This window comes from Arthrobacter sp. ok909 (assembly GCF_900104405.1).
In the GTDB taxonomy this organism is placed as follows: Bacteria; Actinomycetota; Actinomycetes; order Actinomycetales; family Micrococcaceae; genus Arthrobacter; species Arthrobacter humicola.
The window spans coordinates 40,767-54,567 of sequence record NZ_FNJS01000016.1; the positions used below are offsets into that span (position 1 = coordinate 40,767).

Here is a 13,801-nt window from a genome sequence, read left to right on the forward strand (position 1 = left end):
CGGCCCAGGATACGAGTAAGTGACGTTACGAGCCGGTGACGGCTGCCAGCCGTGACGCCATGCCCCGGATGACCTCCGGTGCCTCCAGGGCCGCCAGCCAGCCAGCCGGCAGGCACTGCTCGCCGTAGTACGCCCCCAGGATGTTTCCCGCGATCGACGCCGTCGAGTCGCTGTCCCCGCTGTGGTTCACCGCGACGGCGATGGCCGCGCGGAAGTGGGCCTCGGCGGCACCGGCCCCCGTCGCTGTTTCTGTCCCGGTTCCCGGGGCGGTGGCCAGCACGGCGTAGAGCGCGACGGCGAGGGCTTCCTCTGCCACCCAGCCCTCGCCGAGTTCGCGGACCAGGTCCTCCGGGCTGAGCCAGTCCCCGGACCCCGGCCTGTCCCCGGCTAGCCGAAGGGCCGCCTCCAGCCGCGCCACGACGTCCGCGTCCGGGCCTTCGTCCCTGCGCAGGACGCCGCCGCGCAGCTGTCCGAGGGCCGATTCCGCGGCTTCGCGCAGCCCGCGTCCGGTAGCCAGGGCATGGATCACCAGGCTGAACACTCCGGCGCTCTGCCGTGCCGCGGGGTGTCCGTGGGTCAGCGACGCGGCGTCGGAGCTGAGCTTGTAGACCGTCTCGGGCTCGAGGTGGGGGATCAGGCCGAACGGCGCCGAACGCATCACGGTGCCGCAGCCCTTCGACTCGGGGTTGACCGGCCGCTTCACGGTCCCCATCTCGCCCGTGGCGAGTCCGCTCAGGCACGCGTTGCCCGGCGCCCGGCGGTTCTTCAGAACGTCCTGGCCGTCGATCCAGCGCGGCGGCTGGACCGGGGCCGACGCCGGCACAGCGACCCCTTGGGTGCCCAGCCAGCGCAGGTACGCGAGCCACAGGCACGCGTTGATGTCGGCCGACACGCCGTCGTTCGCCCATTCGAGCGCCTCAAGGAGGCCGTCCGCCGTGTACAGCGTCATTTGCGTGTCGTCCGAAAACGGGCTGGCGGCGTCGAGAGCGGAAAAGTCCTGCAGGCCCGCGGGGCCGAACCGGGCGCGGATTGCGGAAATGCTGTCGAACTCGACGGCGTAGCCCAGCGAATCGCCGAGCGCGCCGCCCAGCAGGCAGCCGTGAATGCGCGAGCCGTGGGCAGGGGCCGGGGAATGTGACAGGCCGGGTGCTGGGGCTGGTGCGGGCGTGGTCCCGGGCTCGGTGCTCATGTCTTCAAATTTACCCGGCGCCGCGCGCACTACCCAATGAACGCCGGTAGGGTGCTGTTAGGACCCGTCCAGCGGTCGGGCGAAGCAACCGCCGGTGGTGCCGTCGCCAGGCCAGACGCGACAACCAGGCCAGACAGGACAACTAGGCCAAACAGGACGACCAGAGGACACGAATGCGCGAACCGACGTGGCGGAAGACCGGAACCACGCCCGATTACAGATTCTCCCTGGCCAACGAACGGACGTTCCTGGCCTGGATCCGCACGTCCCTGGCCCTGATCGCCGGGGCCCTCGCGATTGACCAACTGGCCCCGGAAATTGCGCCCGCACCGATTCGGATTATTCTGTGCGTCATCCTCGCATTCCTGGGCGCCGGCCTGGCCGCCCTGTCCTACCAGCGGTGGGGACTCATGGAGGCGGCCATGCGGAACAACCGCGAGCTGCCATTCTCCGGGCTGATGCTGGTGATGACCATCGGCGTCGCGGCCGCGGCCCTGGTGTTTGCCGCCCTGATCCTGCTGGCGCGGTGAATCCCGAAGAGGCCCGGGATCCCGGGCTGCAGCCCGAGCGGACGTCCCTGGCCTGGCGCCGGACCCTGCTGGCCCTGATAGTCGCGGACCTGCTGATCTGGCGCAGCTGGGCGCTCGCGGCGTCCCGGGGCGGTCCTTCGGGGCGTGTCGATTACCTGGGCGTCTGCGCATTCGTCGCCATGGCCGCCACCCTGATTCTGAGCGTGTGCGTGCTGGTCCGCGGGCACGAACTCCGGCGGTCCACGACCGCGCCTTCGGCAACGCTGCTGCGCTGGGCCGCAGCCGCCGTCATGGCCCTTGCCTCCAGCGCCGTGGCCGCGGTAGCGCTCGGGCGCTAAGCCGCAACCCAGCGAACATCCAGATTCCGCTGGCAGACTGCTGGCGAAGCTATTCTCCGGGCGGCCCGATGCCGTACCCGGTCCATGACCCGGCGGCGGGCCAGCGACGGCGCAATTTCAGCCCCAGGGCGCGCCGCCACCAGCGAAGGAAGTCCTGACCATGACCCTGCCTGTGCCATCCCACGACACCGTCGGCGTCCAGCCGCCGGCCGCCAGCGACGATGCGCCCCGGCCAGCGCTCCTGGCCCGGCTGTCCGCTGAGGCGTTCGGGACCCTGATCGTCGTGGTCGCAGGTCTGGGCGTGCCGCTGTTCACCATTCCGCAGTCGAACCCGCTGCCCGCCGCACTTGCCGCCGGCGTGGCCCTGACGGCGGCGATGCTGGCCGTCGGCTACATCTCGGGCGGCCATTTCAACCCCGCCGTCACCCTGGGCAACGTCATCGCGGGCCGGATTAGGCTGGCCGACGCCGCCGCGTACATCGGCGCCCAGCTCGTGGGTGCCGTGCTCGGCGCCGTCGCCCTGTTCGGCGTCCTGCGCACGGTGCCGAAGATTGACGACAGCCAGGCCGCGTTTTCCACCGTGACGGCCGGTTTCGGCGAGCACTCGATCATCCAGGTTCCCATGGCCGGCGTCCTGCTCGTTGAGGTGCTCGGCACGGCCCTGCTCGTGGCCGTCTTCCTCGCCACGACGGCCGGCCGGAACCCCGCCAAGGCGGCGGCCCCGTTCGCGGTCGGCCTGACGACGGCGATGCTCCTGCAGTTTGGGCAGGCGATCGGCAATGTTCCGTTCAACCCGGCCCGCGCCACGGCGTCGGCCATCTTCAGCGGTCCGGATGCGCTGGGGCAGCTGTGGCTGTTCTGGGTAGCGCCCGTGGTGGGTGCGGCCATCGCCGGACTCGTTTTCCGCGGCTTTGCCCAGTCGACGGCCCCGGCAGCTCCCCGGCCGGACGCCCGCCCCGCGCGGCCCGCGCGCGGCAAGTCCGCCGGTAAGGCCACCGCCGGCACGGCGGTCCCGGAGCTCGGGAACGCAGCGCCGGATGAGGCAGAGCCGGCGAACGCTGAGATGGACAACGCAGAGCTGGCCGACGCACGGCCGGCCGGCGCCGCCCGCGCCGGGGACGACGAGGCCCGCAGCTTCTTCGACCGCAAGGGCCGCGAGTAACCGCGGTCACCCCTGCGGGGTGGTGGCGCAAGAGTGTCGGCCCCAGCCGATACCGTAGGAATATGCGGTTACTGCACACCTCCGACTGGCACCTGGGCCGGTCCTTCCACGGCGTCGGCATGCTGGATGCCCAGCGCGACTTCATCGACCAGCTCGTCACCTTTGTCCGGGACGAGGCAGTGGATGTCGTCCTCATCGCCGGGGATGTCTATGACCGCGCGCTGCCGGGTGTCGACGTCGTCGGCCTGCTCGATGACGCCCTGGTGCGTCTCACGGGAACCGGCGCCCAAGTCGTCCTGACGAGCGGCAACCACGACTCCGCCATCCGGCTGGGATTCGCCTCACGGCTGCTTGAGCGCGGGGGAGTGCACCTGCGCACGCGGCTGAACGAACTGGACCAGCCCGTGCTCCTTCCTCTCGGCGATGCCGCAGCGGACGACGCCGCAGGTGGGGTTACCGGTGGGGATGCAGGGGACCAAACAGGGCCGGTGCTGGCGATTTACGGAATCCCGTGGCTTGAGCCCCGGCTCGTAGCTGAACAGCTGGGCGTCGAGACCGCGAGCCATTTTGAGGTCACACGGGCCGCCACCGAACGGATCCGGGCAGACGTGAGCCGCCGCAGCGAGACCCGGACCGTCCATTCGGTGATCCTGGCGCACACCTTTGCCAGCGGAGGCATCAGCTCTGACAGCGAACGGGATCTGAGCATCGGCGGCGTGGGCGCTGTCCCGCTGGATCTCTTCGACGGCTTTGCCTACACGGCCCTGGGCCACCTGCACGGCCGGCAGGAACTCTCGACGGCGGTGCGCTACTCCGGCTCGCCGCTGGCCTACTCCTTCTCCGAAGCGAAGCACAAGAAGGGCGGCTGGCTCGTGGAGGTCGACGCCGATGGAATCGGCGAGGTGCGCGAAGTGCTGTGGGACGCGCCCCGGGCCCTCGCCGTGCTGCGGGGGAAGATCGAGGACCTCCTGGCGGCGGAGGAATTCGCGTGGGCGGAGGGCGCCTATTGCCAGATCACGCTGACGGACGCCGCGCGCCCCGCGCAGGCGATGGACCGGCTGCGGGCACGGTTCCCCGACACCCTGGTGCTCGGGTTCGATCCCGACGGCCCTGGCGCGGCGCCGAAGGCCAGCTACAGCAGCCGGCTGGCCGAGGCCGACGACGACCTCTCCGTCTGCTGCGGATTCCTCGACCACGTCCGCGGCAGGCCCGCGTCCGACGCCGAAGCAAAGGTTCTCGCCGAGGCCCTCGAAGCCGTGCGCTTGGAAGGGGTGTCCCTGTGAGGATCCACCGCCTTGAAATTTCCGCCTTCGGCCCGTTCGCCGGCACGGAGCGGATCGATTTCGACCGTCTCAGCGCACACGGGCTGTTCCTGCTCAACGGCGCCACCGGTGCCGGAAAAACCAGCGTCCTGGACGCCATCTGCTTCGCCCTGTACGGCTCGGTTCCCGGAGCCCGGCAGGACGGGAAGCGGCTGCGCAGCGACCACGCGGAAGCCGCCGCCGAGCCCCGCGTCACCTGCGAGTTCTCGGCCAAGGGCCGGCACTTCGAAGTTTCCCGCTCGCCCGCCTGGGACAAGCCGAGCACCCGGGGCAAAAACGGTTTTACGGTCCAGCAGGCCAACACGCTGCTGCGCGAACGCGTCGACGGCGTGTGGGTGGAGAAATCCGGCCGGAATGACGAGGCCGGGGCTGAGATCGCCGACGTCCTGGGCATGAACCGGGAGCAGTTCACACGCGTGGTCCTGCTGCCGCAGGGCGACTTCGCGGCCTTCCTGCGGTCCAAGGCATCCGACCGGCTGGAGCTGCTGCAGAGCCTCTTCGGGACCCAGCGCTTCGAGGCCGTGGAGCAGGAACTGTCCCGGCAGGCGCAGGACGCGAAGGCGGAGGTGGCAAGCCTCACCGCGAGGCTCGACCTGCTGCTGGCCCAGGCCGAGTCCGAAACCGCGGCACTCGACCTCGACCCGGCCGATGCCCCCGGCCGGGACGCCCCCGATGCCCTCCTGGCCTGGCTGGACGACGCGGCGGCAGCCGCCGCGACCGGGCGCCGGACCGCGGCCGCAGCAGCCGGGCAACAAGCCGCGGACCAGGCCTCACTGCTGGAAGCCGCCACCGCGCGGGCTAGCCGCCACGCCAAACTTGCCGCCGCGGAACAGCGGCGGAATGATGCCGACGCCGCCGCACCCGCCCTGGCGGAACAAGCTATCACGCTGGGCCTGCACCGGAAAGCCGAAGTGCTCGGCGGCCAGCTGCGGGCCGTCGAAAGTGCCGGGGCCGCCGAGGACCTGGCGGGAACGGCCCTGCTGGAGGCCGCCCGGCAGTTGCGGTCCGCGGCCGTCGCCGACCCCGAACTCGCCGGGCTGGACCTCGTCGACGCCGGGGCGGACACCGGCCGCGAGCCCGAAGCCTTCGACAGTGCAGCCCTCCGGAACGGCCTCGGACAGCTGCGGTCACTGCGCGCCGTGCTCACCGAACGCCTGCCCGACGAATCCCGGCTTACGGGGCTCACGGACCGCGGCAGCCGGCTGCGCCTGCAACTGACGGCCCTGGAAACACAGCAGCGGACCGGCGCCGCGGCCCTGGACGCCTTGCGCACTGAATCGGAGGCGCTGGTCACCGGAATCGTCCCCCTCGAGGAGCTCGCCGCCGAAGCCCAGCTCCGCGCCAAGGAGGCCACGGCGGCGGACGAACTCGTGGCGATTGTTGGCCGCTACCTCACTACGGAGGCCGCGTCCTCGGCAATCGCTGAACGTCACGCAGCGGCCCGGAACGACCACCAGGATCTGAGGCAGCACTGGCTCGACCTCCGCGAACAACGGCTCACCAACGCCGCCGCCGAGCTCGCCGCGCAACTCCGCGCCGGAGTGCCCTGCCCGGTCTGCGGCAGCCAGGAGCACCCGGAGCCGGCTCCGGCCGCGGCGTCTGCACTGGCCGTCGCGGAGGCGGAGAAGGCCGCACAGCAAGCCAGCGACGATGCAGAAGCGGCGCTGGCCGCCCTCGGGCGCGAACTCGCCGAGGCCCGGCAGGACGTCGCCGTGCTGGCGGCCCAGGGCGGCAGCACGCCTTCCGAGGAAGCCCGTGCCGATGCAGCACTTGCCCGTGCACGGGCCGACGATGCCGCCCGCGCGGCCTCGGACCTTGCCGCTGGCCGGGCCCGGCTGGCAGAACTCGAGACGGCAATCGCCTCGGCAGAGCGGGCGCAGGCCGAGGCCGCCTCCGGCATCGCCCAAACGCAGTCCACGATCGCCGAAGTCGACGAACAGGCAGAAGTTCTCGAGCACGCCCTGGACAAGTTGCGCGCCGGCCACGCCAGCCTTGAGGGGCGGATCGCCGCCCTCACCGGAACAACAGCGGTCCTGGAGCGTGCAGACGCCGCCCAGTCGGTCCTGGAACAGGCCGGCGCACGCACCGCGGAGGCGCGCCGCCAGCTGGACCAGGCACTCCCCGCCACGGGTTTCAGCACCGAAGCCGCGGCACGGGCTGCCCTGGTGCCGGCTCCGGAGGCGAGAGGGCTCGAAGCCGCCATCCGGGCGGGACAGGACGAGGCCGCGAGGATCCAGGAGCTGTTCGCCGGAGAGGAGCTCGCCCTGGCCGCCGCCGAGCGGGCGGCCGGGGAGCTGGTCAGCGAGGCCGCCCTCGAAGAACTCCAAGCGGCGTCGGCCGCGGCGGAACGCCAATCCCGGGACGCCGAGCTCGCGGCGGGCCTGGCAGAAAACTCGGTCCGGACCCTCGGGCGCATCGCCGGGGAGTATGCAGAACTTGCCGCGGCCGGCCGGGAACCGCGGGAACGGGCCGCGCTGCTTGGCGCCGTGGCAGAGGCGGCCAGGGGCGGAGGCGACAACACCTACCGCATGAGCCTGAACAGCTACGTCCTCGCCGCCCGGCTGGAGCAGGTGGCCGTCGCCGCCTCGGAACGACTGATCGGCATGAGCGACGGCCGCTACACCCTGCAGCACACCGATGCCAAGGCCGCGCGCGGCGCCAAGTCCGGCCTCGGCCTGGAAGTGGTCGACGAGTGGACCGGCCAGCGCCGGGACACCGCCACCCTTTCCGGCGGCGAGTCCTTCATGGCGTCGCTGGCCCTGGCGCTGGGGCTGGCCGACGTCGTGCAGCACGAGTCCGGCGGCGTGGACATCGAAACCCTCTTCGTGGACGAAGGGTTCGGCAGCCTCGACGACCAGGCGCTGGAACAGGTCATGGACGCACTCGAAGGCCTCCGGGACGGCGGCAGGGTAGTGGGGCTCGTGAGCCATGTGGCGGAAATGAAGCAGCGCATCGGCACCCAGCTCCAGGTGGTCAAGGGCCGGAACGGTTCCACCCTGCACATCAGCGACGACGCCCGGGCCTGACCAGGACCTGCCGTCGCGGCGCCGGGTCAGCTACCATGGACTCGTTACCGGGTCGCGCGCATCGGGAGGAGGGACGATGCGCACCATTGAACGAACCCGGAAACCATGTCCCCTTCACCGTCTTCAGTGGCGTCTGCTCTTGACGCGACCCCCTCGGCCGGCCAAACCACCGCTGCCGACACCATGCCCCCACCGGCCGTTCAGGCCCCCGCGCTGCCCGCCCCCGCGCTGCCCGCCCCCGCGCCCGGGAAGGGCGGCCGCTTCGCCCGCCTGCCGCTGCTGGCCGGGCGGACTTTCATCCCGCTGGGGCTCTTCGCGCGACTGCCGCTGGCTATGCTCACCGTCGGCGCCCTCACCCTTGTCACCGCCGTCACCGGATCCTATGCCGTGGGCGGCGCCGCAGCCGGTGCGGTCGGCATCGGTTCCGCGCTGGGTGCTCCCGTCCTGGGCGTCCTCGCGGACCGGCTCGGCCAGCGCGGAGTCCTGCTGGTGTCCGCCATCGCCAATACCGCGGCCATTGTCGCCCTGATCCTCGCGGCGTACCTGATTTCCGGCGTGCAGGACCTCGCCGCTGGCGCCCCAGCGCTCGCCGCGGCCTTCGTGGCCGGGGCCAGTTGCCCGCAGGTCGGCCCGCTCGCCCGGGTCCGCTGGATGGCGCTGACATCCCGGACGTCGGGGGCCGGCCGCGCGGCCGGCGCAACCTCCGCGGCCCTGGACACTGCCCTGTCCTATGAGAGCACCGCGGACGAACTCACGTTCGTGCTTGGTCCCGCACTGGTCGGTGTCCTCGCCAGCCTGCTCGCGCCGTGGCTGCCGCTGGCCCTCGCTGCGGCACTTACAGTCGTCCTCGTGCCCGCCTTCGCCGTCCACCCCACGCACCATGCGGTGGTCCGCACCCCCCGGCGGCCGGCTGCCGGTTCCGTCGCCGGGACGGCAGGGGAGCGGGACCGGTGCGCCCCGACGCCGGCACGGCGGCTCCGGACCCTGGCCGCCGTCGCCCTTCCCGTGCTCGCGATGGTGTGCATGGGCACGTTTTTCGGCTCCACCCAGACAGCGCTGAGCTCCTTCTCCGCCAGCTTCGCCACGTCCGAGCTCGCGGGCCTGCTCTACGCCGCCATGGGACTCAGCTCTGCCGCGGCCGCCCTCTCGGTCGCGTACTGGCCCCGTCGCTTCACGGTCAACGCCCGCTGGATCGCCGGCGGGGCACTCATGGCCGGCCTTGCTCCGCTGTTGCTGCTGCCCGCTACGGCGCTGCCCATGGTCCTCGTGCTGCTGGTCCTGGGCCTGCCCGTCGGCCCGCTCATGGTCACCGTCTTCGCGATCGGCGGCCTCGTGGCTCCGGCCGGAAAGCTCGGCACGGTCATGACGGCCCTGGCCAGCGGCATCGTCGCAGGCACCGCGCTCGGATCCTCCATCGCCGGACAGTTCGCCCAAAACTTCGGGTATTCAACGGCGTTCCTCGTGCCGGTGTGCGCCGCCACGGCGCTGTTCCTCCTGGGGACGGCCGCCGCCGTCGTCCTCCGGCAACGCGGGAAGAACACCCCCAACTGACTAGCAGCTATGGTCGTTTTGAGCGCTGAAAACGGCCCTAGCTGCGAGTCAGTTGGGACAGGACGGCGGGCCAGGGCGCGGGCGTTTAGCCCAACTGCGCCTCGATGCGCCGGGCCGCCTCCGTGAGGGCGCCGGCGACCTCTGCCTGATCCTGCGCCGCACGGATGTAGACCACCGCGAGGGCGGCCGGCCGGCCCCCGGGCACGCGCAGCGGCACCGCAAGCGAGGACACCCCGGTAATGACCTCGTCATGGCTCGCCGCAAAGCCGCGGCGCCGGGCCTCGTCCGCTTCGGCCCGGTACGGGATGCCCGGTGCCAGGGCCTGCCACTCCGGCTCCGTGAAGGCGGACTGGATGGCGATGCCCGGCGCGCCGGCGCTGATGGGATGCCGCGACCCCGGGTGCTGCACGACGGCGGGGCCGCTGTGCCGCGGATCGACGGTCACCAGCGTCACGCACTCCTCCCGGTCCCAGACGGCCACAAAGGCGCTCATCGTCAGGGTGTTGGCCAGCTGGGTCAGTTCCGGCAGGGCCGCGGACTGCAGATTGCGCGAGACTCCCCGCGCCAGGACGGCTAGGCCCGGGCCCGGCTGGACGCGGCCGCCGTCGTCGCGTACCAGCAGCGAATGGTCCTCGAGGGTGCGCAGGATCCGGTAGGCCACGGAGCGATGGACGCCCATGGCGTCGGCGAGTTCGGCGATGGTGAGCGGCTGCTGAGCTTCGGCGAGGATCTCCAGGGCCCTGATGCCGCGGGAGAGCGTCTGGGACGGGGAGGCCTGGGCGCTGCCGGCGTTCGGGGTCATGGGATCCATCCTAGGTGCGGGGTCGCGGGAAGACGGGTTCGCCGGAGGCTCTTGTGTTCCGGCTCACGGTCCGCTAGCGTTCTATATGGGAACTATTTGTTCGATTATAGAACACTGACGTATAAAAAGCTCAAGCATAAAAAGCCCAAGCACAAAAAGCCCGAGTATGAAACGCCCAAGAGAAGATACAGCGCCAGGAAACTTCAGCCCGTGAGAGCACGTGCTGAAAGCGCAGCCTGGAAGACCGCCACCGAACCCAAGGGATCATCGATGATTGCCGAGCCTCGCGACCATGCCGGGGATGCCCCGGGCGCCGGGCGTGTCCACGGCCGGGTGGCCGACCGGCGGGCCAACCATTTCCGGGGCAGTCTCGGCAGGTACGCCACCGGCGTCGCGATCGTCACCTTCGACGGGGTGACGAAGCGCCACGGCATCACCGTCAACTCCTTCACGTCCGTCTCGATGGACCCGCCGCTGGTGCTGGTGAGCATCGCCCGCACCGCCAAGGCGCACGATGAACTCGCCGGCCGGCCCTTCACGGTGAACATCCTCGGCGCCGAGCAGCGGCACCTGGCCATGCACTTCGCCGGCCGCCCCGGCCCCGAGCCGCTGTGGGTGGAAGGCGAGACCGCGCCGCGGCTGTCCAATGTGCTCGCCTACTTCGCGTGCAGGCCCTGGGCGGCCTACGACGGCGGCGACCACACCCTGTACATCGGCGAGGTGGCGGACTTCAACTACCGCAACGGCGATGCCTTGGCGTTCGCCAACGGATCGTTCACCACCATCCCGGAAAGCCAGCTGGGCATGGAAGACCTGCTCTAGCCCCCACACCCCCTTCAAGACCGCTCAGCTCAACGACGACTGGAGAAAGACCAATGGGTATCCGCACCGGACGGCAGTATCTGGACAAGCTCAACGCCATGACCCCGCATGTCGTGATCGACGGCGAGGTGGTCAGCGAGAAGATCGCCGAACACCCTGCCTTCCGCAACGTGGCCCGCTCCTACGCCAGGCTGTTCGACATGCAGCACGATCCGAAGTACCAGGACGCGCTGACCTACACCTCGCCGAGCACCGGCGACCTCGTCAACGCGTCCTTCCTGGTGCCGAGGACCATTGAGGACCTCCAGCGCCGGCGCCGGGCCATCTCCACGTGGGCCGAGTCCTCCAATGGCTTCCTTGGCCGCTCCGGGGACTACATGAACTCCTCGCTCACCGCGCTCAGCACGGCCGAGAAGTGGTTCTCGCAGGCGGATCCGAAGTTCGGTGAGAACATCCGCAACTACTACGAGTGGGCCCGGGAGAACGACGTCCTGGCCACGCACACCCTCATCCCGCCGCAGGTGAACCGCTCGGTCTCCGGTTCGGAGCAGCTCGGCGGCCAGCTCTCGGCCCGGATCATCGAGGAGCGCCGGGACGGGATCGTCATCCACGGCGCGCGCATGCTCGCCACCATCGCCCCGATCGCCGACGAGCTCCTCGTCTTCCCGTCCACGGTGCTCCGCGGCACGCCGGAAGACGCCCCCTACTCCTACGCCTTCGCCATCCCCAACGATGCCCCGGGCCTGCGCTACCTCTGCCGTACCTCGCTCTACAACGGCGGCAGCACCCACGACGAGCCGCTCGCCTCCCGCTATGAGGAAATGGACGCCGTCGCGGTCTTCGACCACGTCTTCGTGCCCAACGAGCGCATCTTCATGCTCGGCAACCCGCAACTGTGCAACAGCTTCTACTCCGAAACCGGCGCCGGCGCGCTCATGACCCACCAGGTGGTCACCCGCACCATCGCCAAGAGCGAGTTCTTCCTGGGCCTGGCATCCGAGCTGGCCGAGTCGATCGGCATCGACGGCTTCCAGCACATCCAGGAGGACATCGCGGAGCTGATTATCGACGTCGAAATCGGCCGGGCGCTGGTCCGCGCCTCCGAGGCCGACGCCGAGCTCAACGACGCCGGCGTCATGCTGCCCAAGTGGTCCACCCTGAACGCCGCCCGCAACTGGTACCCGAAGATCGCCCAGCGCTTCCCGCAGATCATCCGCAAGTTCTCGGCGTCGGGCCTCATGGCGCTGCCGGGCGAGGCGGACGTGAACAGCGAGGCCCGCGCGGACATCGAGCTGTACCTGCAGGGCAAGACCCTGACCGGTCCCGAGCGCGTCCGGCTCTTCAAGCTGGCCTTCGACGCCTCGATTTCCGGGTTCTCCGGGCGGCAGTCGCTCTACGAGTACTTCTTCTTCGGGGACCCGGTCCGCATGGCCGGCGCCCTCGTGAACAGCTACGACCGTGAGCCGGTCCGCGCCCGGATCCGTGACTTCCTCGCCCGCACCGACTGACGCGCGAAAGACGCACCCCGGAAATGTGTGCGTCATATCACATTTTCATAGTAGTATCCTACATACCAACTGACCGTTCGATCAGTAATTAGCGTGATCCGCAGCTCCTGCGGCACGAGTTCCACAAGGCACCAGCTAGTCACTTCGCACCCACCCCGGGCAGTACCTCTGCCCCCAGCAACGGAGCTCCAATGACCGTAACTTCATCCGTAGATTCAGTAGCGGGTCCCAGCAGCAAACATGAGGAACGCAAGGTCCTCGCCGGGACGCTGGTCGGCACCACCATCGAGTGGTACGACTTCTTTATTTTTGCCCAGCTGACGGCGACGCTGCTGTCACCGTTGTTCCTGGCCCCGCTGAACGCATCCAACCCCGGCCTGGCACAGATCCTGTCCTTTGCCCTCATCGGCATCAGCTTCCTGTTCCGCCCGCTCGGCGCGATCGTTGCCGGCCACCTGGGCGACCGCCTCGGCCGCAAGGCCATGCTCGTCTTTACTCTGGTCATGATGGGTGCCGCTACGGCCCTGATCGGCTTGCTGCCCACCTACGCGCAGATCGGCGTCTGGGCCCCGATCCTGCTCATCACGCTCCGCGTCATCCAGGGCTTCTCCGCCGGCGGTGAATGGGGCGGCGCCGCGCTGATGGCCGTGGAGCATGCTCCGCTGAGCAAGCGCGGCCTCTTCGGCGCCTACCCGCAGATCGGTGTGCCGGTGGGCATGATCCTCGCCACGGGCCTGCTGTACTTCCTGAACACCAGCATGTCCAAGGAAGACTTCGCCTCCTGGGGCTGGCGTGTGCCGTTCCTGCTCTCCATCGTGCTGATCGTCGTCGGCTACCTGATCCGCCGCGCCGTGTCCGAAAGCCCCGTCTTCAAGGAGATGCAAGACCGCAAGGAAGAGAGCAAGGCACCCCTGGGCGAGCTGATCCGCAAGCACAAGAAGGCCGTCCTGTACTCCACGATGATCTTCATCGGCAACAATGCCGCCGGCTACCTGCTGATCGCCTTCTTCATCTCCTACGCCACCAAGACGCTGAAGATGCAGACCCCGCAGATCCTGCTGGCCACCACGCTGGCTTCCTTCGGCTGGCTGATCTTCACGCTGGTCGGCGGCTGGCTTTCGGACAAGATCGGACGCGTCAAGACGTTCCTGCTCGGCTATGCGATCGTCTTCGCGTGGATGATCCCGATGTTCGCCCTCATCGACACCAAGGACATCGTGCTCTACGGCGTGGCGCTGTTCGTCCTCACGATCGGCCTGGGCCTGTCCTACGGCCCCATGTCCGCCATGTACGCCGAGATGTTCCCGGCCAAGGTCCGCTACTCCGGCATTTCGATCGGCTACGCGTTCGGCGCCATCCTCGGCGGCGCCTTCGCGGCCATGATCGCCGAAGCGCTCCTGCAGGGCACCCACTGGACCGGCTCCATCGGCATCTACATCATGATCCTGTGCGTCATTTCCGCCGTCGGCGTCCTGCTGGCCGGTGAAACCCGAGGCCGCCCGCTGGGCCTCAGCAAGCACTAGTTCCCACAAAAGCAACGCGGGGTCACTT

At 69.8% G+C, this 13,801-nt stretch carries 11 protein-coding genes; 9 read left to right on the top strand and 2 right to left on the bottom strand.

What is annotated here, in order from left to right; translation table 11 throughout:
• Positions 1-25: 25 nt before the first annotated feature.
• Positions 26-1,189: an ADP-ribosylglycohydrolase family protein gene (locus BLR03_RS13810; protein ID WP_091253456.1), complete on the bottom strand. Its 1,164-nt coding sequence runs from the start codon at positions 1,187-1,189 to the stop codon at positions 26-28.
• A gap of 173 nt (positions 1,190-1,362) precedes the next feature.
• On the opposite strand from BLR03_RS13810, the gene BLR03_RS13815 reads away from it, so the two are divergent.
• The 6 genes from BLR03_RS13815 to BLR03_RS13840 all read left to right on the top strand — a co-directional run bounded on the left by BLR03_RS13815 (position 1,363) and on the right by BLR03_RS13840 (position 9,118).
• The gene (locus BLR03_RS13815) at positions 1,363-1,719 is read left to right on the top strand and encodes a YidH family protein (RefSeq protein ID WP_091253459.1); all 357 of its coding nucleotides are present in this window, start codon (positions 1,363-1,365) and stop codon (positions 1,717-1,719) included.
• Positions 1,716-2,057 carry a DUF202 domain-containing protein gene (locus tag BLR03_RS13820; protein WP_091253461.1) on the top strand — a complete coding sequence of 114 codons (342 nt, stop codon included), beginning with the start codon at positions 1,716-1,718 and terminating at the stop codon, positions 2,055-2,057. The genes BLR03_RS13815 and BLR03_RS13820 overlap by 4 nt, the downstream gene beginning before the upstream one ends.
• Positions 2,058-2,217: 160 nt before the next feature.
• On the top strand, positions 2,218-3,219 hold the full coding sequence (locus BLR03_RS13825) for an MIP/aquaporin family protein (RefSeq protein ID WP_091253464.1): 1,002 nt from the start codon (positions 2,218-2,220) through the stop codon (positions 3,217-3,219).
• Between the two features lie 62 nt (positions 3,220-3,281).
• The gene (locus BLR03_RS13830; RefSeq protein ID WP_091253466.1) at positions 3,282-4,502 is read left to right on the top strand and encodes an exonuclease SbcCD subunit D; all 1,221 of its coding nucleotides are present in this window, start codon (positions 3,282-3,284) and stop codon (positions 4,500-4,502) included.
• Positions 4,499-7,567 (top strand): AAA family ATPase, encoded by a 3,069-nt coding sequence (locus tag BLR03_RS13835; RefSeq protein WP_091253469.1) that lies wholly within the window; start codon positions 4,499-4,501, stop codon positions 7,565-7,567. Before BLR03_RS13830 ends, BLR03_RS13835 begins: the two co-directional genes overlap by 4 nt.
• A 183-nt stretch (positions 7,568-7,750) precedes the next feature.
• Entirely contained in the window at positions 7,751-9,118 is a 1,368-nt protein-coding gene (locus tag BLR03_RS13840) for an MFS transporter (RefSeq protein WP_254788494.1), read from the top strand.
• 85 nt (positions 9,119-9,203) lie between these two features.
• Here the strand turns inward: BLR03_RS13840 and BLR03_RS13845 are convergent, their stop codons facing one another.
• Positions 9,204-9,920: an IclR family transcriptional regulator gene (locus BLR03_RS13845; protein WP_091253473.1), complete on the bottom strand. Its 717-nt coding sequence runs from the start codon at positions 9,918-9,920 to the stop codon at positions 9,204-9,206.
• 210 nt (positions 9,921-10,130) lie between these two features.
• On the opposite strand from BLR03_RS13845, the gene BLR03_RS13850 reads away from it, so the two are divergent.
• From BLR03_RS13850 to BLR03_RS13860, 3 genes are all read left to right on the top strand, one after another.
• On the top strand, positions 10,131-10,742 hold the full coding sequence (locus tag BLR03_RS13850) for a flavin reductase family protein (RefSeq protein WP_254788485.1): 612 nt from the start codon (positions 10,131-10,133) through the stop codon (positions 10,740-10,742).
• Between the two features lie 53 nt (positions 10,743-10,795).
• Positions 10,796-12,250 (top strand): 4-hydroxyphenylacetate 3-monooxygenase, oxygenase component, encoded by a 1,455-nt coding sequence (gene hpaB, locus BLR03_RS13855; RefSeq protein ID WP_091253476.1) that lies wholly within the window; start codon positions 10,796-10,798, stop codon positions 12,248-12,250.
• A gap of 191 nt (positions 12,251-12,441) precedes the next feature.
• Positions 12,442-13,773 (top strand): MFS transporter, encoded by a 1,332-nt coding sequence (locus tag BLR03_RS13860; protein ID WP_091253478.1) that lies wholly within the window; start codon positions 12,442-12,444, stop codon positions 13,771-13,773.
• The last annotated feature ends 28 nt before the right edge of the window (positions 13,774-13,801 follow it).